General features: G+C 64.0%; 22 protein-coding genes. 12 read left to right on the top strand and 10 right to left on the bottom strand.

What is annotated here, in order from left to right:
• Positions 1–196: 196 nt before the first annotated feature.
• From ACIBI6_RS23545 to ACIBI6_RS23525, 5 genes are all read right to left on the bottom strand, one after another.
• Complete coding sequence (locus ACIBI6_RS23545) at positions 197–1,486, bottom strand: hypothetical protein (RefSeq protein WP_396957772.1); 1,290 nt, start codon at positions 1,484–1,486, stop codon at positions 197–199.
• Positions 1,483–1,860, bottom strand: a complete 378-nt coding sequence (locus tag ACIBI6_RS23540; RefSeq protein ID WP_396957771.1) for a hypothetical protein — start codon at positions 1,858–1,860, stop codon at positions 1,483–1,485. The genes ACIBI6_RS23545 and ACIBI6_RS23540 overlap by 4 nt, the downstream gene beginning before the upstream one ends.
• A gap of 9 nt (positions 1,861–1,869) precedes the next feature.
• A complete protein-coding gene (locus ACIBI6_RS23535; RefSeq protein WP_396957770.1) occupies positions 1,870–2,463 on the bottom strand; it encodes a DUF3558 domain-containing protein in 594 nt (197 codons plus the stop codon).
• 167 nt (positions 2,464–2,630) lie between these two features.
• Positions 2,631–2,849 carry a DUF397 domain-containing protein gene (locus tag ACIBI6_RS23530; RefSeq protein ID WP_396957768.1) on the bottom strand — a complete coding sequence of 73 codons (219 nt, stop codon included), beginning with the start codon at positions 2,847–2,849 and terminating at the stop codon, positions 2,631–2,633.
• Positions 2,846–3,727 carry a helix-turn-helix domain-containing protein gene (locus ACIBI6_RS23525; protein ID WP_396957766.1) on the bottom strand — a complete coding sequence of 294 codons (882 nt, stop codon included), beginning with the start codon at positions 3,725–3,727 and terminating at the stop codon, positions 2,846–2,848. Before ACIBI6_RS23525 ends, ACIBI6_RS23530 begins: the two co-directional genes overlap by 4 nt.
• A 513-nt stretch (positions 3,728–4,240) precedes the next feature.
• On the opposite strand from ACIBI6_RS23525, the gene ACIBI6_RS23520 reads away from it, so the two are divergent.
• The 8 genes from ACIBI6_RS23520 to ACIBI6_RS23485 all read left to right on the top strand — a co-directional run bounded on the left by ACIBI6_RS23520 (position 4,241) and on the right by ACIBI6_RS23485 (position 8,792).
• On the top strand, positions 4,241–4,678 hold the full coding sequence (locus ACIBI6_RS23520) for a DUF4254 domain-containing protein (protein WP_396957765.1): 438 nt from the start codon (positions 4,241–4,243) through the stop codon (positions 4,676–4,678).
• A 155-nt stretch (positions 4,679–4,833) separates the two neighbouring features.
• Complete coding sequence (locus tag ACIBI6_RS23515) at positions 4,834–5,253, top strand: hypothetical protein (RefSeq protein ID WP_396957764.1); 420 nt, start codon at positions 4,834–4,836, stop codon at positions 5,251–5,253.
• 167 nt (positions 5,254–5,420) lie between these two features.
• Complete coding sequence (locus ACIBI6_RS23510) at positions 5,421–5,639, top strand: hypothetical protein (RefSeq protein ID WP_396957763.1); 219 nt, start codon at positions 5,421–5,423, stop codon at positions 5,637–5,639.
• A 251-nt stretch (positions 5,640–5,890) separates the two neighbouring features.
• Positions 5,891–6,190: a hypothetical protein gene (locus tag ACIBI6_RS23505; RefSeq protein ID WP_396957762.1), complete on the top strand. Its 300-nt coding sequence runs from the start codon at positions 5,891–5,893 to the stop codon at positions 6,188–6,190.
• A gap of 334 nt (positions 6,191–6,524) precedes the next feature.
• Positions 6,525–7,097, top strand: coding sequence for a hypothetical protein (locus tag ACIBI6_RS23500; protein WP_396957761.1), 573 nt, complete (start codon positions 6,525–6,527; stop codon positions 7,095–7,097).
• The gene (locus ACIBI6_RS23495; RefSeq protein ID WP_364353978.1) at positions 7,097–7,411 is read left to right on the top strand and encodes a hypothetical protein; all 315 of its coding nucleotides are present in this window, start codon (positions 7,097–7,099) and stop codon (positions 7,409–7,411) included. The genes ACIBI6_RS23500 and ACIBI6_RS23495 overlap by 1 nt, the downstream gene beginning before the upstream one ends.
• Positions 7,411–8,259, top strand: a complete 849-nt coding sequence (locus ACIBI6_RS23490; protein ID WP_396957760.1) for a hypothetical protein — start codon at positions 7,411–7,413, stop codon at positions 8,257–8,259. Before ACIBI6_RS23495 ends, ACIBI6_RS23490 begins: the two co-directional genes overlap by 1 nt.
• Positions 8,244–8,792 carry a hypothetical protein gene (locus tag ACIBI6_RS23485; protein ID WP_396957758.1) on the top strand — a complete coding sequence of 183 codons (549 nt, stop codon included), beginning with the start codon at positions 8,244–8,246 and terminating at the stop codon, positions 8,790–8,792. The genes ACIBI6_RS23490 and ACIBI6_RS23485 overlap by 16 nt, the downstream gene beginning before the upstream one ends.
• Before the next feature lie 124 nt (positions 8,793–8,916).
• Here ACIBI6_RS23485 and ACIBI6_RS23480 read toward each other — a convergent pair whose 3' ends face one another.
• A complete protein-coding gene (locus tag ACIBI6_RS23480) occupies positions 8,917–9,408 on the bottom strand; it encodes an inorganic diphosphatase (protein ID WP_364353969.1) in 492 nt (163 codons plus the stop codon).
• 190 nt (positions 9,409–9,598) lie between these two features.
• On the opposite strand from ACIBI6_RS23480, the gene dacB reads away from it, so the two are divergent.
• The 4 genes from dacB to hpt all read left to right on the top strand — a co-directional run bounded on the left by dacB (position 9,599) and on the right by hpt (position 14,184).
• Positions 9,599–11,062, top strand: a complete 1,464-nt coding sequence (dacB, locus tag ACIBI6_RS23475; protein WP_396957756.1) for a D-alanyl-D-alanine carboxypeptidase/D-alanyl-D-alanine-endopeptidase — start codon at positions 9,599–9,601, stop codon at positions 11,060–11,062.
• A 13-nt stretch (positions 11,063–11,075) separates the two neighbouring features.
• Positions 11,076–12,191 (top strand): zinc-dependent metalloprotease, encoded by a 1,116-nt coding sequence (locus tag ACIBI6_RS23470; RefSeq protein ID WP_364353966.1) that lies wholly within the window; start codon positions 11,076–11,078, stop codon positions 12,189–12,191.
• Positions 12,192–12,481: 290 nt separating this feature from the next.
• A complete protein-coding gene (gene tilS, locus ACIBI6_RS23465; protein WP_396957754.1) occupies positions 12,482–13,501 on the top strand; it encodes a tRNA lysidine(34) synthetase TilS in 1,020 nt (339 codons plus the stop codon).
• 125 nt (positions 13,502–13,626) lie between these two features.
• Positions 13,627–14,184 carry a hypoxanthine phosphoribosyltransferase gene (gene hpt, locus ACIBI6_RS23460; RefSeq protein ID WP_063042806.1) on the top strand — a complete coding sequence of 186 codons (558 nt, stop codon included), beginning with the start codon at positions 13,627–13,629 and terminating at the stop codon, positions 14,182–14,184.
• Here hpt and ACIBI6_RS23455 read toward each other — a convergent pair whose 3' ends face one another.
• From ACIBI6_RS23455 to ACIBI6_RS23440, 4 genes are read right to left on the bottom strand one after another with little or no spacing between them, the layout of a single operon-like run.
• Entirely contained in the window at positions 14,185–14,895 is a 711-nt protein-coding gene (locus ACIBI6_RS23455; protein ID WP_364353962.1) for a cyclase family protein, read from the bottom strand. It abuts the gene before it with no gap.
• Positions 14,896–14,952: 57 nt separating this feature from the next.
• The gene (locus ACIBI6_RS23450) at positions 14,953–15,360 is read right to left on the bottom strand and encodes a hypothetical protein (protein WP_396957752.1); all 408 of its coding nucleotides are present in this window, start codon (positions 15,358–15,360) and stop codon (positions 14,953–14,955) included.
• Positions 15,350–17,602 carry a serine/threonine-protein kinase gene (locus ACIBI6_RS23445; RefSeq protein ID WP_396957750.1) on the bottom strand — a complete coding sequence of 751 codons (2,253 nt, stop codon included), beginning with the start codon at positions 17,600–17,602 and terminating at the stop codon, positions 15,350–15,352. Before ACIBI6_RS23445 ends, ACIBI6_RS23450 begins: the two co-directional genes overlap by 11 nt.
• Positions 17,599–20,238: a protein kinase gene (locus ACIBI6_RS23440; protein WP_396957748.1), complete on the bottom strand. Its 2,640-nt coding sequence runs from the start codon at positions 20,236–20,238 to the stop codon at positions 17,599–17,601. Before ACIBI6_RS23440 ends, ACIBI6_RS23445 begins: the two co-directional genes overlap by 4 nt.
• Positions 20,239–20,246 lie beyond the last annotated feature (8 nt).

The following is a 20,246-nucleotide window of genomic DNA, read 5'->3' as shown; positions in this document are numbered from 1 at the left end:
CATCGCGCGCATCGATCCGTTTGCCGCGCATGGGCCGCTGCCGCGCACGGACGCGTGCGGCGCGCGTGTTGTCTGGGTTGGGCTGCTGGTGCGCACCGGTTTGTGTGGCGCGCATGTTTTGCCTGGCGAATTCGTGCGTGGCGTGCGAATTGGTGCGCGGCGGTGGGGTATTGGGTGCGTTGTTGGTGGGGCAGGGTTAGTAGGCGGGGTCACTGGTGGGGGGTTCGCCGATTACTGGGGGGACGGTTTTGGGGTGGGAGTTCAGGCCGGTGAGTTCTTCGCCGTGTTCGGCGGTGATGAGGTAGTCGGGGACGCCCTTCTTGCGGTCGTCGTCGTTGCCCTTGCTCTGCCCGGGCGCACCCATGCCCGACATGCCGGAGCGGCCCGTTGTTCCGGTGCTCTGGCGGGTGGTCGCGGCGGCCGTGGTTGTGATGGTCGCGGGTGTGCCTGCGACGGTGCGGCCGGGGCTGCCCTGAGTGGTGCCGGGGAGGCCGGTACTGGTCGGGCGGCCGGTGCTGGTTCCGATGCCGGGTGTGTTGAGGCTCGGGGTGGATGTGCTCGGGGTGGATGAGCTCGGGGTCGCGGTGGTGGTGGAAGCGGATGGCGTTGTCGCGGTTGTGCTTTGAGGGATGGTGCTGGCGGGGGTGGTGGCATCCGGTGCTGTCGTCGACGGGGTCGTGGATTGTTCGGTGCCTGTCGGTTTGCCCGAATCCTGGCCCTGGTTGCCCGAGCCGTCCGAACCGTCGCCACCGGTACCCGAGGAGCCGTCGTCGGGACCCGAAGATCCTTGCGCACCACCGGCATCGCGGCCTGGCGTGACCGGGCCGGGGCCGTCGACGATCGTCGGCGCGGTGGGCATGTAGGGGAGGCCGACATCGGTCTGCCCCGCGACCTGACCGTAAACCGTGCGCAGGATTCTGCGCCCCTCCTGCTCGGCCTCGGTGCTGGTGTATTCGTCGGTCTTCATGACGCCATCTTTGGGCAGCGTCTTTCCCGCGATATCCGGGCGTTCGGTCAGACCCGGCATCAACGCCTGGGTCTGCTCCAAGCCGGTCTTCATTTCCGCGAGCTTCAGGCTGGTCAGCGTGGCTGCCTGCGCGAGCGGAACGGACTTGTCGTAGTAGTTGTTCACTGCCGTGGAGGCTGCCTGCGCTGCGGCACCGGTCCATCCGGTGTGGCCGTTCTGACCGGTGATGGTGCGACCGAATTCGCGCTTGAAGACCTCGAAGGTGCCGGTCAGGTCCGCGCCGATATTCGCCCACATGGTGACCGCGTCATCGACGAGTTTCGGCTTCATCGCCGAGACGGCGGTCTGCATTTGCTCGAGGGTGAGATGGTCGTAGCTGTCCGGAGTCGTGATGTGCGGCGGTTGCGTCTCGCCGTCGAAACCGTTGTAACCCGACTCGGTTTTGTAGATCCAGTCGCGGTCCCGGTTCCATTGCTCTTGGGTCTCGATGACCCGGCGCTGGTAGTCCTCGTAGGTCATTCCGGAGTCACCTGCTCGAACTGGGAGGCGCGGGCTTGGTCTTGCGCGACGAAGTTAGCGATCGCCTGCGCCACAACCTGTTTCACGGTTTCAACTGAGTCGATGTGCTGCTTGATCACGGTATCCAGGGACCGTTCGGTCCCGCTGGCGGTTTCTGAGAATTTCTTCTCAAGAATCTGACCTGAATTGAAGGTTCCGAACCCTGTGACACGGCTGATGAACCGAATGTTGTCGAGCGCTGTGTTCAGCCGGTCGAGGTGATCATCACAGACTTTGTCCAAGCCCTTTCCGACCTCTGGGTCCAGAGACAGCTCACCGGCATTCGCCCTGTCGAGCAAGCGTTTCCATTGGTCAGGATCAACACCGTTGATCATTCCCCCTCCTCATCGCGCAGGCAGATACTTCTCCAGGGCTTCGCCGAGACGGCGCACTTCGCCACAGGGTTCGCCGGCACTGGCACCGGCAGAGCCATACCGGTTCAGCACACTGAAATCGACCATCCCGTGGGGCACCTCGACACTGAGCCAGCAACCGAGGTCGTGCGAACTTCCGACGCTGCGATACTGGAGCGCTTGACGCGAACCGACGGTCGTTGACTCGAAGTCCGTGTAGTCGGAACGCTGCCGGCTCTCTTCCAGCGTGTGGTCTGACGACAAGACGCCGAGCGTGTACGTCTTCGGCACCGATTGCCAGCTGCATACCTTCCAGCCAGTCGGGTCGACTCCGGCGACTTTGGTGTCCTTGCTGGCGGCGTTCAGTCCGAGGGCGGAGATCGCGGAATCGGGTATGTCGCAGGGATTCCAGATAGCTGCTTCGGGGTCTTTCGATGTAGTCGCAGCGGCTGTCGTGCTTGCCGATGCTTTCGTGCTGCTCAGCGGCGGCGCGCTATCCCCTGAGTTGTCATTGCATCCAACAAGCGCCAGCGCCGCGCCGAGGATCAGGGCCGCAGCGCGCGGCATCTTCGCTGTACCGACCATCTGCGAACCCCTTCGCTGCCACCCGTCCCGAGGGGCCCCGCGCATCCCCCATTGCCCCGCAACCCTACCGTCTGGCGTGGGAGACCGGCAATGCGACGAGGCAATGATCAGACGCCGAAAGCCTCCCGCACTCACTCACATCGTGCGGGAGGTTTCGTATCAATCACTCAGGACTGGCTGAACTTCCCAACGGCGATGGCGGTGGTGAAGGCATCCCATTCGCCGCCGCTGAACACCAGTGCAGTGCCGTCGGGATTCTTTGAATCGCGCACGCCAACAGTGCCGCTGGAAAGGAATGCGACCTCGACACAGTCTTTGGCAGCCGAGCTGCGAGTGCTCTTGAACCAGCACGCTTTTGACAGGTCGACGTCGTGCTTGTGGGTCACGTGGCGTACTCCCTTGCTAGCTGCCGAAGAAAACTCCGGCTCGCTGTCTCATCCAGCGCTGCGCGCCGGATCGCTACATGAGCCACATGGTAGCGCTCGACGTCGTTCTGCTGTTCCAGATACAAATCGCCAGTGAGGTTTTCGAGATATACAACCGATGGCTCGGTTGGTTGCCTCGTCTTGTCCATCCCGAACTCGATGATGGTGAACAGCCCGACCGGGTCGCCCAGTGGGATGCCAGCTGAGAACGGCAGAACCTGGAGTGTGATGTTTGGCAGCGTTGACAGGTCGGCAAGGTGCCGCATCTGCGCCGCCATGACTTTACGATTGCCGACCACGCGGCGGAGTGCGCACTCGAGCAGCACGATTCTCAACTCGGTTGGTTTGCGTTTACGAGTGAGGATTCGCTGGCGGCGCTGTTTCAGTTCGACGCGCTGCTCGATTTCTTCGGTCGAAGCGTTTGGGAAACCGCGTCGCAGCATTGCGCGCGAGTAATCTGGCGCTTGCAGCAATCCCAACACGACGTCGGGCGCATACGAAGTCAACCGCCGCGCCGAAGCCTCCAGCCCCACGTACACATCGAAGTCTTCAGGGATCAACCTCCCATACTCATGCCACCAACACTTCCCAGACGCCTGCTGCGCCAACCCCAGCAGCCCCGCCGTCACCACCTCTTCTGCGTCATAAACCGCACACAGCTCTCGAATATCGAGCAGCCGTATCCGATTCGCCTGCCCGGTCTCCAACCGCTGCAAGGTCGTCTTACCGCGTTCGATCAACTGCGCCGCCTCGGGCATGGTCATCCCGGCCTGTAAGCGCAGGTCACGCAGATGGCGCCCCAGTTGTCGTCGTGGCACCGTACTTCCTGAATCCGTCATGGCCCCCTACCTCAGTTTTCGGAAACGAGTGTGAAGTGTCCGCGGATGTACCGATCCGCGGACACGGAACTTGTCCTCGCCTTTCGGCGCGATTCGAATGCAGACCCCATGTAGACGCTGACTCCTCCGCCTGTCGCGTGCTGTGCTGTTGCCGCGCCCGGTCGGAGAGCCGTAGGAAACTCGAGAAACCTATTGGATCACAACGGATTGCCGCGTATCCGCAGTTTCGGCCGGGCGCTTTCGAATTCACCGAGACGAATCGAGGCAGTCGATGGATCAACGGGGATGGCGATGCATCCCGAGCTTCGGCCGGGCGCATCCGAAAACGCAAAGGTCTTGTCTCGAAGTGGCAGGCGTCCATCGAGTCGAGTCGAATGGTGGTACCGCGCACTGTCCGGAACCGCCTTTCGACTCGGTTCGACGCCGGATGGCCTCGGAGAGGGACTTCGAAGCAGGCCTTGGACGAATCGGAAATCTTATGGACCACATCGCGGTCGCCGCCGCGGCCCAGCTGTGTACGCGACCTTGCTGATCGAACCGTTGCCGACGAAGGGTGCGGTGCTGCGGGCGTGCCGCGGCGTCGAGCACACCGCGCACCCGCTGCTATACGCGGCCTACGAACTCACTTGCCTGCACGAGAGTCGACTCGCCGATGGCGGCCGTACCGATGACATCGATTGCCGGAGAGTGAAATTGGTGCGCGAGATCAATCATTGGGTGCATGCGCACCTGCCGCCCGCGCACGGCAGCGCCTCGGTGCACACCGAAACGCTGGGCGCGGTACTCGACCGCCTCGCCCAATACACCGCCACCGCATACGCCGCCCTGGCAAGCGCCACGGACGACGCCCTCGGCGACGCTTGGGAGTCGCTGGCCGAATTGTCGATCGGTTACGAGGATTTGGCAGCCGAAGTCACTGCGGGCCGTCGCCGACTCCCCGGCGGCCCATGACGATATCCCACCACTCTCGAACTCCGCGGGCCGAGCGATTGCGGGATCGCTGAATTCCGCAGCGGAGACGCCGAATTACCATCCGGACGGGCGCGTCGCCAGACGACTGGTGCCCGTACTTCCAGCAGTCGCTTGGGTCCGGGTGGGATGGCGGTGTGAACGATCGCGGAGAGAGGTGGCGGTGCCCGGAGTACGGGGACATGATGGGTGATGGCCCCGACGCGGGACTGCCTGCCGTTGCCGGGCCGAATGAGCTGAACGGCACGGGTCTACTGCGCTGGGGCCGAATCCGCCTCGAAGGCCTGCAGCAGCGGCGCGAGGAGATCAACGCCCTCAATGTCTTCCCCATCGCCGACGCCGACACCGGTACCAATGCTGTTTCGGCTGTCGAGGGGCGCGCGCAGGATCGACTGCGGCTGATTCGTGCTGCTTGTCTGGTGGCGCGTGGATCTGCCTTGCCGCTGCTGAGTGTTCGTGTGCTGGTGGGTTTGGGCTGTCGAAGGCCGTGCGGAATCGGTGGCGAGTCGATCGTGCCACCCGGGCTGGCTGGCATTCCGATACCGATCGCCGAATGATGGGTTCGCCGAAAATCCTTCGGGCACACCGTCGAACGGACGCGGGGTGGGGAAGGTGGTATTGCCCAAGGGGGCGATCCTTCGAGCCCTAGGGTTGGCTGTTCAGGGCGCGAATCGTCCTTAACGTAAGCGAGGTAATCAATCAACTCGCTTTCAGGAGCAGTGAAATGCGAATCAAGTCCTTCATCGCGGCCGGTCTTCTCGCCACCGCTGCCGTCGCCGGGGTGTCGACGGCAGCAACCGCGTCCGCAGCCCCCAGCTACTACTACGGCACCTATGCCACCTCCGCCGCATGTGCCGCGGACGGCGCCTCACCCACCACCGGCGGCTACTACTACGAGTGCGTCGAAACCTACAGCGGCTGGGATCTCTACATCTACTACTGAGCCGATCCGCCGCTAACCGAAATCAGCGGCACCGCAGCGTAATCGAAAGCGGGAAGTCCGAACACACCGGACTTCCCGCTTTTCGTTGTGCTCAGTGACCGCCGACCGGATCTTCGGGCGCGCCGATCCGGTGCTCCACCGCATCCGTCGGCCGCAAACCTTGCCGATGGGCCTCGTCGAGTCGGGTCCCGGACTTCCATCCAGTCGTCGTCAAGACGGCTGAGCAGACAGATCGCCCACGTGGCGATTCAATGTCGGGCGAGTTCCTCGAGGTCGCTGAGGCTAGCGGCATCCTCTTCGGGTGTGTCAGGGCCGATGATTCCGGACAGTTCGTCGCACGGGAGGTCGCGGCACCATCGGATGGCGTCCAGCGCGGTGAGCTCGGCCTGGAAGGCGTCGCTGAGGCGCGCGTTCCACAGTCCGGCAGCGACTTCGGCCGCGCGGCCCGCAACTGGCAGGGGGAGGGCACTCAGCGGTGGCCGCCCCCGGCGGCTACTACTGGCAGCGCGTCGAAAACCTACCGCGGCTGGGATCTCCACATCTACTACTGACCGATCCGCCGATAACTGAAATCGGCGGCACCGCACCGTAATAGAACGCAAAGCGGGAAGTCCGGTGTTCGAACTTCCCGCTTTGCTTTGGCTTGCCGGGGTGTGCACCGGACGGTAGGGTTTGCTCAGACGACAGTCGGGGTAGCCAAATGCCGAATGTGTTTGGTGCGCAACGACTGTGCAGGGGAATCAGCAAAACAGGGGGGTATCACTCTAGATATCGTCGCGGAAGTCCGTCGAGTAGTCGGCGGTAATAAATCGATGGTGCTTCATTCGCGACCGGCTACGCCGTGCACAAAGATGCTTCATAGAAACAAAGAAAGTGAATGAGCGAGTGACTACTGGATTGATCGGGGTGGGACTATTCGAGATGAATCTCGACGATGGTCGCCTTCCGGTAAATATCGACGTGAACCGCAATCTCCATAATCGCTTGGATCCGCAAGATTTCTCGGCAGCGGCAATGACCGGATACTACGTCGCGCTGTGGCGTCACGACGCGCCGATCATCAAATCCGGGAACTGGGCCGCGCTGAGCACGTCTCCGTCCCGCCGTGCCGAATTGATCACGCTTCTCGATACGCAGTCGCTCGCCGAATTCGAGGCAGTCGAACGAGCACTGCATCTGCGTGACGAATTCGTCGGTCGAGGACCCATCACCGATTTCGGCACGCCCTCGGTCACTGTCACGGCGAGTATCGCGCGGATCAGTGATATCAATATCAATCCACGATGGGCGGCAACGGTCGACCCCTCTTATCTGGCCTACGATATCGTGGATTGCGCGAACCAGGTTCGCCAGCAGCGCCCGCCTTTTCGTGAAGACGGGTCATGGGCGGCCCGATCCGACGAAGAACTCGAGTACGAACTCGCGGAATACAAAGACTACCTGATGAGGAAATCGTAATGGCCAATTATTCGGTAGATCTGAATGAATTGATTTCCGCTGCGCGGGCATGGGGTCATGCGTCCGACAGCCTGGGCGAGGCCGCGACAAAGGCGCAGAACATCCAGAACAGCAATAAAGAGGTTGTCTGGGCAGTGTTTCAGGACGCATGGGATGCTCAGGTGGCAGCCGCGCAATACATGTACAACCGACTAACCGAGGGGGCCACTGAAACGGATTCGATCGGAGCGGTCCTCGAACATGTTGCCAAAGTTTATCAAGAGCAAGATCAGAACTTTGCCAATGCCGTGATCAAACTTGACGAAGGATATTGATGGGCGCCACGAAAACTCTCGACGAGCTCAACGATGTACTCGGTCAGTTCTCGCAGCAGATTGAGCAGATCAGGACTCAGCCCGACGAGGTAGAGAAGAAATTCAACCAGGCGGCCATAGCGATGTCGGCGGCTGAAGGCGGGTCCGTGTTCGGCATCATCGGCGCGGCAGTCGGCGCAGCTTACGGCTCGATGACCGAAGACGACATGACCGGCTACCTGCAGGATCACAAAGAAGAGATAAAGAAGAAGATTCAAGAGTTGCTGGAGAAGCTGCAGAACGCCGTAGACGGCTTGAAGGCGCCCATCGCATTCTTGCAGACCAGCGAGGACTGGCTGAAGCTCAAATCAAAGATCGGCGAGGCCCAGAACAATGAGGTGGTCAATGGGAGCTTGACCGGCTACTGGGCGGGGGCTGCAGCCCTCAAATACACGGCGGCACGCACCCTTCAGGACACCGCCATGGATACGGCTAAATCAATCTGCGACAAATTGAGTGACAGTCTTGGCGCGGTATCGAATTCCGCTTGGGACTTCTATTCTGACATCGTCAACGATATAGCGGGATTTCTGGTTGACTTCGCCGCTGCTTTGGGGAAGATTGCGACCGGAGTGGCAACTCCATTTGGGATTTCAGACGCTATCGATCTCCTAGCCAAGATTATCAAGAACGCGGTTGATTACAGCAAAAAACTCGCCAGTGCTCTGCTTACCGAAAAACGTAATATCAACACAATAGTTTCGGCCACGGAGAATGCCAAGGGTTTCCACGACGACCGCTGGCCGGATAGCAGATCCGACGCCTTCAACATCAATAACCCGAACTCAACCGAATGGCAGGCGACGTGAATCGACGAATGCTCGCCACTATTCCTGTTCTCGCGATACTCCTCGCGGGCTGCGGGTTGTCGACGCGCACTCATCCCGAGGATCCAACAGCGCATTTAAGTGTTCATACGCTCCAGGAGTTGTGCGACTTTCCTAAGCAGTTCTTCTCCACTCGATATAATGCGACAAGTCTTAAAGTTGGTCTGGGGGCTACCAAGCCGATGACCGACAAGATCGACGGTGGAAATGGCTGCGACTATCGTAATCCCGAAGGAAAATATCTTGGATATATTTCTTTGTTCGAGGGTGCGACAGACTCTAAAACCCACTATCCCGCATCCCGGGTCGTGACTGTCGACGGTGTGGCTGTCTCTGAAGTTGTGGAGCCGTTGGACTCGTTTAAGGATCCCGCCACTTCGCGCCCCTCCTACAAACTGACTGCCCGTATCGACGGATGGGAGGGGGAACTCGAATTCGCAGGGGGTGATGAACAGGGGACGCAAGCGGCCGCGCCAGTGCTTGTGAACATGATTCGCACTTTGAAGGGTGCTTGATCGGCTGGACAAACCGTCGCGATCCGCAACGCAAGTCCGTCACAACAAAAAGCGGGAAGTCCGAACACCCGGACTTCCCGCTTTCGTCGGTAGTGGGCCGAATCACCCACCACCTCAACGAGACTCAGTGGCCGCCGTTTTCCTGCAACCGCTTGAGCGAGGCCTCGATCTCGGCCTCGGCCTCGGCGCGACCGACCCACTCCGAGCCCTTGACGTACTTGCCGGGCTCCAGATCCTTATAGCGCTCGAAGAAGTGCTTGATCGCGGCCAGTTCGAATTCGGGCACATCGGCCAGATCCTGGATGTGGTCCCAGCGCTTATCGCCCGCGGGCACGCACAGCACCTTGTCGTCGCCGCCGGCCTCGTCGACCATCTTGTACATCGCGACCGGACGGACCTCGATCAGGCAGCCCGGAAATACCGGCTCCGGCAGCAGGACCAGCGCGTCCAGCGGGTCGCCGTCCTCACCGAGGGTGTTCTCGATGTAGCCGTAGTCGGCCGGGTAGGCCATGGACGTGTAAAGGAAGCGGTCGAGCCGGACCCGACCGGTCTCGTGATCGACCTCGTACTTGTTCCGAGAACCCTTGGGGATCTCGATGGTGACGTCGAACTCCACGCCATCTCCTTACTGATGCTTCTGTGGGACTGTCGCCGTGCGGTCGTCGGAACGCCGACTCGACAGGTGTTCGGGGGGAACGGTGCCGGAACGAGGATAGTGTGGTCCGCGGGCACTTGGGTGCGGTAGGTGGGTCGCCCCGGCGACTGTGCGACGGTCGGGCGAAACGAGACGGAGAGACGGCGGGCACGTGGTGGGTGGCAGCAACAGGAATATCGGTGGCTCGGCCGCCAAGCGACGCCGCTTTATCTGGATCGGCGTCGCGTTCATGCTGGCCGTGTTGCTCGGTACCGGGGTAGGCGTAGTGATCGCGGTCAAGCCGTGGACCGAGGCATTCCGGCACCGCGGGCTCACCATTGCCGCACCGCCCGCGCCGGTGAAACCGCTTCCACAGGTTGAGCCCGCGCCGTCGAATGCGCCCGCGCCGACTCCCGCCGGTGTCGCCGCCGCGCTCGCGGGGGTGGTCGCCAATCCCGATCTCGGTGCGTTCGCCGGTGAGGTGACCGACGCGGACTCCGCGACCGTGCTGTGGGGCGCCGAATCCGATAAGCCGATGATCCCGTCGTCCACCGCCAAGACCCTCACCACCGCGGCCGCCTTGCTCACCTTGCCCTCCGATCATCGGGTGACCACCCGCGTCGTCGCCGGTTCCGCGCCCAATGAGTTGGTGCTGGTCGGCGGCGGCGATCCCACGTTGACCGCGCAGCCCGACGGCAAGGGGTACTACCCGAACGGGCCGCGCCTGTCGGATCTGGTGTCGCAAATCAAGGACTCCGGCCGGATCGCCGACACCATCGTGGTCGACACTTCCGCGTATTCCGGCCCGCCCATGGCGCCCGGCTGGGATCCGGTCGATATCGGTGAGGGTTCGATCGCGCCGATGGATCCGGTAATGCTCGACGGCGGCCGCCTCGACCCGTTGGTGGAGTACTCGCCGCGCACCCCGACTCCGGCCCTGGCGACTGGGCAGCGCCTGGCCATCGAGCTCGGACTCGATCCTGCCAAGGTGCGGATCGGCAATGCGGCCGCCGATGCGATGGAGGTGGCGAGCGTGCAATCCGCCCCGCTGCGGGACCGGCTGCGCGACACGATGGTCCATTCCGACAATGTGCTCGCCGAGGCCATCGGCCGCGAGATCGCGGTCGCGTCCGGTAACGAGGCATCGTTCACCGGGGCTGTCGCCGCCCTCGAAACCGCGCTCGGCAAGGGCGGATTCGATCTCACCGGTCTTTCGATGCGCGATAACAGCGGCCTGTCGACCGAGGACCGGGTGCCTGCCCGACTGCTCGACAAGATCATCGCGACCGCGGCGAAGCCGAGCGGCGCCAATGCCGTGCAGCCGAGCAACACCAAGGCCAGGCCGGAAACCGACCGAGTCGCGACCACGCTGGCGCCGCTGCTCGATGATTTGCCGATCGCGGGTGCGACGGGGTCGCTGAGCAGCCGTTATGTTACGCAGAACCGGGGCGGCGCGGGATGGGTGCGGGCCAAGACCGGAACTCTCTCGGTGGCAAGCACGTTGGTCGGTTATGTGCTGGACAGCGACGGGCGGGTATTGACCTTCGCATTGATGTCGAACGATCGGCCACCGGAGCTGAGCCGGCCCGCATTGGACGCCATCGCCGGCACGCTGCGTAACTGTGGATGCTCGTGACGGGTGGTTGACCATGTTCGAAGGCACTGATAAATCGGGCGCCGCGCCCGCCGTGAATTCGGGTGCGGACGCTCCGGCCGAGCGCAGACGTTCCGGATTTTCCGGTGCCGTCGATTGGCGCCTTGCCGCGCGCACCGGTGCCGCGCTGGTGCCGTCAGGCCCGCGGACCTCGCGATATTCGGCCGAGCAGGTAGTGAGCGAGTTGGCCGAGGCATCGGTGCGGGCGGAGCGGCCGGTTCGCGAGGTGAGCGGTCTGCTCGACGATCAGCCGGTGCCATCGGCCCTGATCGTCGACCGGCCCGGTTGGATCAACGCGGCCGCCGATTCCATGGCCCAGTTGACCGGCACCGGACCGGCATCGGACAAGGGCCTGCTCGCGGGCAAACCCGCGGGCGTGCAAGCGGGCGCGATGCTGGCGTTCTTGTCCACCGCGATCCTCGGCCAATACGACCCGTTCACCGGACCCGATGGGACGCTGCTGCTGGTCGCGCCGAACATCATGGCCGTCGAGCGCGCACTCGGCGTCTCGCCGACCGACTTCCGCTTCTGGGTCTGCCTGCACGAGGTGACCCACCGGGTGCAGTTCTCCTCCGCGCCGTGGCTGGCCGATTACATGCGCGCCAATGTCGACACCCTCGGCGAGGTCGGCGACGAACCGCTCGCCGATATGCTCGGCCGCCTCGTCGAAGAGGTGCGCGACCGCCGTCGCGGCGCCGGCCCCGCGGACCCGAATTCCCGTGGCGTCGTCGGCTTACTGCGCGCCACCCAGGCCCCACCGCAACGCGAGGCCCTTGACCGCCTGCTGATGCTCGGAACCCTTCTGGAAGGCCACGCCGACCACGTCATGGACGCCGTCGGCCCGGCCGTCATCCCCACCGTCGAACAAATCCGCGCCGCCTTCGATAAGCGCCGCAAACGCCCCACCAATCCTCTCCAACGCCTGCTGCGCGCTCTGCTCGGCGTTGATGCCAAGGTGGCCCAGTACGTCCGGGGCAAGAAATTCGTCGACGCCGTGGTGGCCCAAGTCGGCATGGCCCAGTTCAACACCATCTGGACCAATCCCGAGACCCTGCCTCTCGCAACGGAAATCGAGGCCCCTGAGCGCTGGGTGGCTCGCGTTCTCGGATAGTTCGCAGCGGTTCTCGATCGTCTATGCGTTGCGTCCGAAGGTCTTCGGTTCGCACCAGTCGGCGTCTCGAGCAAACGCGAGGGCCCTGGCGATGAACTCAACCTTCGGTCGATGCGGCGTCGCATACCCAGTGAGCGCCTCGCACAAGTCACACAACCTTTGCGAGGCGATCACTGGCGGCGGCACGGGTCGCCTGGGCGAGTGCGGAAATGTGGTGGTGGCGGTCAGGCGGCTGCGCCGGGCCGCTTGCCGGGCGGATCGAGCGCACTGGTCATCGGTAGTCTCCGGATATGAGCCGTACGGCGGGAGCGATGCCCGGGAATGCGCGGCGGCTGCCGGAAACCGAGGCGGTGCTCGAGGTGCGGCGGGCGGTGCGGGGGTGGCTGGCCGATTACCCGACAGGTGATGTGGCGGTCGCGTTGTCCGGGGGCGCGGATTCGTTGGCATTGACCGCCGCTGCCGTGGTGGAGGCGGATCAGGTCGACGCGCTTGTTGTCGATCATCAGTTGCAGTCGGGATCAGACAGGGTGGCGGCTGAGGCAGCGGCTGCGGCGTTGGCGCTGGGGTGTCGGTCGGCACATGTCCTGGCGGTCGAGGTCGGTGCGGACGGGGGGATGGAGGCGGCGGCGCGGGCAGCTCGGTATGCGGCGCTCGACGCTGCGCGGGGCGGATTGCCGGTGCTGCTCGGGCACACGCTCGATGATCAGGCCGAGACCGTTTTGTTGGGGTTGGGGCGGGGTTCGGGCGGGCGGTCGATTCAGGGGATGGCGGCGTTCGCGGATCCGTGGGGGCGGCCGCTGCTGCGGGTGCGGCGGGCGGTGACCAGGCAGTTGTGTGTCGATATCGGTACGACGCCGTTCGAGGATCCGCATAATTCGGCGGCGGAGTTCACCAGGGTGCGGTTGCGCAATGAAGTTCTGCCGCTGCTGGAGGACGTGCTCGGGGGCGGGGTCGCGAGGGCGTTGGCGCGCACGGCCGAACAGTTGCGCGACGACGGTGCGGTACTGGATGCGCTGGCCGACGAGCTATTGCGAGCCGCGAGTTCCGGTCCGACGAGTGATGACCCGACCCTCTCGATAGAGACCCTCGCCACTGCCCCCGCGGCCTTGCGTCGCCGCGCAATCCGTGCCTGGTTGCTGGCCGGTGGCGCTAAAGCCCTGACCAACAAGCATTTACAGGCGGTTGACGAATTGATTACCGCATGGCGCGGGCAGGGCGGTGTCGCGGTGGGCGGCGCAACACCGGGACACAGGTTGGTCGCCGCGCGCGAACATGGCAGGCTGACTTTGCGTCTACAAGGGAGCCGATGACACATAATGGATCGGCCGGGGGAGGCACCCGCGGCGCGAGCGACGGGCCCGAAGGCGGTAGCGAAGCGTGACCACGAAGGGTCCCGGGAGCGCCGCGGACAACACCGGAAGGGAAACCAACTGACGTGTACGAGGGCGATATCGCGTCGGTGCTGATCACCGAGGAACAGATCGCGGCCAAGACCCAGGAGCTGGCCGAGCTGATTGCCAAGCGTTATCCGGCCGACGCCCCCGAGGGCGATCTGCTGCTGGTCGGCGTGCTCAAGGGCGCCATCTTCTTCATGACCGACCTCGCCAAGGCGCTGCCGATTCCCACCCAGATGGAATTCATGGCCGTCTCCTCCTACGGCTCGTCCACCTCGTCCTCCGGTGTCGTGCGCATCATGAAGGACCTGGACAAGGACATCGCGGGCCGCAATGTGCTGATCGTCGAGGACATCATCGACTCCGGTCTCACGCTGTCGTGGCTCAAGCGCAATCTGTCCACCCGCAATCCGGCCTCACTCGAGGTCGTCACCTTGCTACGCAAGCCGGACGCGCTACGCACCCATGTGGAAGTCGCGCACGTCGGCTTCGATATTCCGAACGAATTCGTCGTCGGCTACGGTCTCGACTACGCCGAGCGATACCGTGACCTGCCCTACATCGGCACCCTCGACCCGAAGGTCTACGGCGGCGCGTAATCAGGGCAGCATTGCGAATATCGTTGCGGGCGAACCGGATCCACCGCTGTAGAGCGCACTGCCGACCAGCACCCAGGCGCCGGTGGCGGGCAGTTCGGCGAGGTTGGCCAGACATTCCAAGCTGATCCGATGCTCGCGATACAGCAGCTTGGACACCTCATAGGTGTTGTCGGTCCCCAAATCGGGTCCGAACGTATCGATGCCGAGCGCGCCACGGCGCCCCAGCCGCCCGGTCCGCAATAGCCATTTGACCGTCTCGACCGCGAATCCCGGTTGATGATCGGCACTCTCGCCGGTTCCGATGAATTCCGGCGTACCCCATTTCTCGTCCCACCCGGTCCAGGCCACCACCGCCGACCCGTCGGGTATCCGCCCGTGTCTACCCTCCCACTCCCGCAGATCAGCGATATCGATCGCGTAATCCCGATCGTTCGCACATTGGTCACGCACGTCGATCTTCACCGCGGGCAGCAGCAGATCGTCGAGGTCCAATTCGTCGGCGGCCAGTCCGTCGGCATGGAAGTGGATCGGTGCGCCCCAATGGGTTCCGGTGTGCTCGCCCTGCTGGATATAGCGCAGGTAATAACCGTCGTTCGCGACGGTCGCGACAATATCGGTCCGGAATTCGGGATCCCCGGGAAACAGCGGCGTAGTAGCTGGGTCGTGTACGTGTGACAGGCTCACCAGGCGTCCGAATGGCCGTGCGGTCATCCAGGAAGAGTAGTCGCAAACCGTAGGTATCAGCCGACCGAGCGCCCATGAGTGTTCTCATACCGTTCGCATGCCTTCCGCGGCGGACCGGCGGGATCGGCTCGGTAGGGTATTCCACAGGTAGTCGCCGGTCCGTGGCCGCCGGGTCAACGCCAGATAGCGCGTCATCGTGGCAGGCCAGAGCGCGGTCACCGATCCGGAAGCATCTCGATACGGGCTCCGGACGCGCGACCAGACCGAGTCGGCGAGACGGCCGCGTAGCCACTCGTCGAATCTGTCCGCTATTTCTCGGCGCACTTCGACTGTGTCGGCTTCCCGCGGTGCCGCTCGGGTGAGCAGTGCGGCGATGTACCGCGCTTGGCATTCGAGCATGAAGATGATGGAGCCGAAGGTGAGGTTGGCTCTCGCGTCGCCGATTTCGGCGGTCGGTGATGCAGGCGGCGAGTGGAATCTCTTACGGCTCAACGTTGCTCGGTGTCATCACCCGCTCCAAGGCATCCAAGTCGCGTTCCATTGCCCGGAACAGCAGGTAGCTGATGACAAACGCGATGATGCTGCCGATGGACAGAACGCGCACCTGAACGATGATCTGTGCAAGCTCGCTGGGGGGCAGCAGCGTCGCACCCGCGACCGCAAGTAGCGGGATCGACGCTGCAACGGTCAGATATTGGCCGCACCGACGCCGCACTCGGCGTAAACGCAGCACATCCGCATCGCCGACCTCGCCGTACCGCAAGAACATCGGATAGAGGCACCGGATGCCATAAAAGGTGACCAGGAAGAAAGGGTAGGTCACGGCGATTGCGCCACACACCGCGTGCGCGGCCACGAAATGGGCGTAATCAGCGGCGGTGACATTGTCGGCGGAGCCGTACAGCACTACCGGGAAGCTGATCCCCGCGAGCATCCACAAGGTGAATGTCACGAGCACCACCCAGTGACCGAACAGGATTGTGTCAGTGCGGGCATGGCGCAGCGTCTGCGGCGGGTAATCGACACCGCGATACAACCCATGTGGGACGGTGATCAGATATCGGCCGAGGTACCCCAGCACCACTGCGGCCAGTGGGAAGCCGACGAAGTTCACCACTCCGGTACCGATGTCGAGGTGATGCTGGCCGCTCCCGGATAGCCGGTTGGTGATCAACTGCCGCGAGTGCTGGATATTGTAAAGCGAGGCAAGCACATTCGGCACCAGAACGGCCAACACGACGAGCGGGATACGCCATGCGCGCAGCCGTTGCCGCCAGCTCCCGGGTGGCGGGTCGATGAGGTCGCGGGCTCGCTGATCCAGGCACAGATCCAACTGCTGTGCCAGTACTTTGCCGTTGCTCCAGCGTTGATGCGGATCCGCCTGCAGACATCCGAGCAGCACCCGGCGCAGGGCGCTGGGGGTGTCCGCGGGCAGTCGCGCCAGCGTCGCGTCGGTGATGCCGTGTTCGCGCAGGCGCACCATGGTCGCGAAGGTTTCGGCGCGGGCGTCCGGATCGGTAGGCATCGGCGGATCGTCGAAAGGCGCTGCGCCGGTGAGCAGTTTCCACAGCAATGCGCCGAGGGAAAAGATATCGCTGCGCGGGCCCGGCGCGGGGGCAGCCGGGTCGAGCAGTTGGGCCAGTTGTTCGGGGGAGCGGTACGGCAGCGAATCCGGGTCTACCGCAATCGTATTCGTCAGCGATCGCGGCGCGGCCGTACGCACGGCGAAATCGGCGAGTTTGGGTATGCCCTCAGCGGTGAACAGCACATTGGCGGGTTTGATTTCCCGGTGCAGTACGCCATGCTGCTCGGCGTAATCGAGCGCGTCCGCCAGTCGCCTGCCGATCCAGGCCACCGTCTCCGGCCAGCTGAGCGCAGCGATTTCGCGACGCACACTCGAATCGGCCGGACGGATCTCGCCCTTCGCCTCCATGGCCGTATCGATCGCGCGCGACAGCAGGGCGCCGCCGTCGGCTGCAGTGCCGCGCCGACGCTGTGCGAGCACGCCGGCTGCGGTGCCGCCGGGCAGATACTGCATGTAGACCAGACGGGTCGATGCGATGGCCTCCGGTGCCGTGGCGGGTGTGGCGGTGACCAGTCGCTGGTCGAAAACCCGCACCACATTTGGGTGGTCCAGTTTCGCCATGCTGTGCCCACTGGCCGACCAACCGGCCGAAAGGCGCACGGCGACGAGGCGTTGCATGGACCGCTGCTTGGCGAGGAAGACCCGCCCGAGTGCGCCGGTACCCAGATCGGTGAGCAGATCGAAGTCATCGATCCGATGACCCGGCGTCAGCCCGGCGACCAGCGCGGCGGCGCGTTCGGTATCGGCCGAATCGTCATCGTCGGCGTAGACCGTCAGCCGCGCGCGCACCTGCTGCGCCAGCTCCGGATATTCGGCGAGGAAATCCGTGAGTTCCAGCGGGCCGTACCGGCGTCGGGCCAGGAACTCCTCGCAGAGCAGATCGACCAGTTCCGCACTCTGCTCGACCTCGGGGAATTCCTTGCGATACTCGGCGATGCGTTTGCCGAGGCCCTCGCGATCCCAGCGGTGGCGCAGGTCGATGCGGACAAGATCGGTGAGTACCGCCAGCCGCACCTGGGTGCCGTCGGGGATGTACTCGGCGATCGGAGGTGGGTCGGTCCGTTCGCCACGCAGGCAGTGCTGCCAATCTTCGGTAAATCTGGTTATGGGGTCGGTCTCGCCTCGATCCGCGAAATCGGCAACTGTCACGATCGCGGCTCCGGCACGGCGGGCTTACCGCGCTCCCGGTCCGCAGAAATGTGTTCGCGGTCGAGGGAATCCACCGGCGCGACCACCCGCTCCAGTGCACGCAGATCGGCCTCCAGCGCCCGGAAGAGCAGGTAGGAGCCGATGAACGCGACGATGCCGCCTACACAGAGCACCCGCACCGCGGCGATCACCATCGAAATATCCTCGGGCGGCAGGAAGGTGACGCCCGCCACCGCGAGCAGCGGCACCGAGGCCGCGACCGCCAGATATCCGTTGGCGCGGCGATCCAGGCCGCGCAGCCATACCGCGTCCTCGGTGCTGATCTCCCCGTGCCGCAGGAAGATCGGATAGATGCAGCGGACCATGAAGAAGCACACCAGGAAGAACGGGTACGCCATCGCGATCGCGCCGCACACCACGATCGAGGTGAGGAAGTGCACCACCGCGCGGGCGGGCACGTCCCCGGCCGCCAATTGCAGCGCGATCGGGAAGGTGAATCCGGCGATCACCCACAGCGAGAAGACCACCCACACCGCTCGGTCGCCGAACAGCAGGGAATCCGCTCTGGCCAGCCGCAGCGTCTCGGCATCGTAGCGGCGGTGGCGGCGCAGCCCGTGCGGCACCGTGAGCATTCTTCGGGACAGATAGAGGATCAGCGTCGCCCCGAGCGGGAAGAAGATTCCGTTCACCACGGTGGTGATGATCATGAAGGTGCGTCCGGCGTCCTCGGGGAGCCGGTCCACAATCAGATGCTGGTTGTGCTGGATGTTGTATGCCGAGGCGAGGATATTCGGGATGCCGATGGCCAGCGACACGATCACCAGCCGCCACGACCGCAACTTCAGCCGCCAACTGCCGGGCGGCGGGTCGACCAGATCCCTGGCCCTCGGGTCCATGCACAGGTCGAACTGCTTGGCCAGCACCCCGCCATTGGCCCAGCGCAGTGTCCGATCCGATTCCAGACAGGTCAGCAGCACCCGCCGCAAAGCCGCCGGACAGTTCGCCGGAACTCGTTGCAGCGCAGCGTCATCCACCCCGGAGGTGCGGCGTTCCAGCATCCCCTCCAGCGCCGTATCGTCGCCGTGGTCGGTCGCGGTGGAATCGTCGAACGGCTTCGCACCGGTGAGCAATTCCCACAGCACTACGCCGAGGGCGTAGATATCGGAACGGGTATCCAAATCCTCGGCCGTGCGCTCGCGGCCGGGATGGCAGGCCTCCAACTGTTCGGGCGACATATACGCCAGTGAGCCGCCGAAATAGGCCACCGGACTGGTGCCGGCCACATTGCGGCTGAAGCTGATATTGAAATCGGCCAGTTTCGGTACCGCCTCGGCGGTGAGCAGGATATTGGCCGGTTTCACATCGCGGTGCAGCACGCCGTGCGCAGAGGCGTATTCCAGCGCCTCGGCCACTCTGCGGCCCAGCCAGGCCACGGTTTCCGGCCAGCTGAGTCCGGCGATCTCGGCGCGCACGCTGGAATCGGTCGGACGGATTTCGCCCTTCTCCTCCATGGCCGCGTCGACCGCGTCGAGCAGCAGTTGTCCGCTGCGTTCGGCCGGTGGGGTCGAGCGCACCCAGCGCAGCACCCCGAGCAGGGTGCCGCCGGGCAGGAACTGCATGTACAGCAGCCGGAGTCGGCGCATGGCCGGATCGCGCGCGTCATCGGAGCCGAGCAGCCGCTGATCGAAGACGCGCACGATGTAGTCGTGGTCGAGCTGGGCCAGGGTCTGCGGTTCGGTGCCGTGGTCGGCGGAGATTTTCACCGCCACCAAGCGCTGCATTGATCGCTGCCTGGCCAGGAACACCCGGGCGAAGGCGCCGCTGCCGAGTCCGGTGAGCAGGTCGAAATCGTCGATGGACTGGCCGACCTCGATCCGGTCGAGGGCGTCGAATTTCCCCGGACCGGTACCGATCGTGGTCGGAATGGCGGTCGCGGCCTCGGTTGCATCGACGGCGGCGCGAGTCACATCAGTATTACGATCGGACTCCCGGGTTTGGTTCAGTCCGACGGTTTGATCGGCTCGCACCGTTCGGCTCAGTTCGGCCGCCGCGCGGGTATTGGCGAACTCCGTCAGCACCGAATCCTCGAGCGCCGCTCGGCGGGTGCTCTGGTCGAGATCGTCGGCATTGAGCAGCACACGCAATTCCGTCGCTTGTTCCGGATATTCCCGCAGACAATCCTTGGGATCGACCCGTTCACCACTGTGCCGTCGGATGACGAACTCTTCGTACACCAAACCGGCCGGAATGCCGCTCGGTTCGAGTTCCGGAAACTCGGCGCAGTAGTCGAAAAGCCGTTTACGCGGCGACGGCGCAGTATTGGATTCGCGGCGCTCCCGGGGCGCTTCGTGGTCATGCTCCGCTACCGCCTCCGCGTCCGTCGCTCGCGCCGCAGGCGCTCGGCGGATCCAGCGATGTCGCAGGTCGACGCGGATCAATTCGATCAGGGCGGCCCGGCGCAAGGATTCGGCATCCGGGAGAAAGTCGCCGATCTCCGGTGGTCGCCGCGACGATTCCCATGCGGTCGAGAAGGCCCCGACCACGTCGTTCTCGGTGCGCGACAACGGTCCACCCCAGTCTCTGGTCGGCTCGGCGTCGAGATCGGTTCGGCGCGTATTTTCGGGATCAGCACTCATTTTCGGAC

It is taken from the genome of Nocardia sp. NPDC050412, from assembly GCF_044458825.1.
GTDB lineage: Bacteria > Actinomycetota > Actinomycetes > Mycobacteriales > Mycobacteriaceae > Nocardia.
The sequence above is the reverse complement of the archived record's forward strand: the minus strand, read 5'-3'. Positions and strand labels throughout refer to the sequence as shown.